Source organism: Dictyoglomus sp. (assembly GCA_025060475.1).
Lineage (GTDB): Bacteria > Dictyoglomota > Dictyoglomia > Dictyoglomales > Dictyoglomaceae > NZ13-RE01.
This window is the reverse complement of sequence record JANXBZ010000053.1, coordinates 1-692: the sequence shown is the minus strand read 5'-3', so window position 1 is coordinate 692 and position 692 is coordinate 1. Positions and strand designations below refer to the sequence as shown.

Here is a 692-nt window from a genome sequence, read left to right as displayed (position 1 = left end):
AATTAAAATAGTCCTTTTATCAATGTAACCTCCAATAAACATAAATACACCTAAAAGTAATTGTATGATACCCATCTTCCAATTAATTCCTCTTTTTACACAAGTATTTCCCATGTTTGTTTTAATAGTTTATTTAATTTTGTATTTATACTTTATTTCTATTTCCTTTATTTTATCTATCCTTCTTTGATGTCTTCCACCTTCAAAATCTTCATTTAACCATATTCTTATCCATCTTATTACTTCTTCAATTTTCATTGTTCTTCCACCTAAACATATTACATTTGCATTATTGTGTTTCTTTGCAAGTATTGCTGTTTCATCAGAATAAACTAATGCAGCTCTTATACCAGGAAATTTATTTGCAATTATACTCATGCCAATTCCAGTTCCACAAATTAAAATTCCATAATTTACTTCACCTTTAACAATAAGTTCACATGCTTTCTCAGCTATATCAGGGTAGTCAACTGGATCTTCACTATTAGTACCAATATCTATAAACTCTAATTCTTCCCTAAGTATACACAAAATATCCTTTTTAAGTTTAAATCCAGCGTGATCACATCCAATAACTATCTTCAAATATAATCCCAAAACATTTTAATTCAACTATTAATATAAATTACGTAATTATTAAATTTAATAATGTGAAAATTCACCTTGTAAATTAACATAAGTTTAGAACTAAT

General features: G+C 26.4%; 1 protein-coding gene. It reads right to left on the bottom strand.

Going from position 1 to position 692, the window contains the following annotated elements:
* Positions 1-129 precede the first annotated feature (129 nt).
* The gene (gene rpiB / locus NZ841_08505) at positions 130-585 is read right to left on the bottom strand and encodes a ribose 5-phosphate isomerase B (protein ID MCS7202800.1); all 456 of its coding nucleotides are present in this window, start codon (positions 583-585) and stop codon (positions 130-132) included.
* Positions 586-692: the final 107 nt, after the last annotated feature.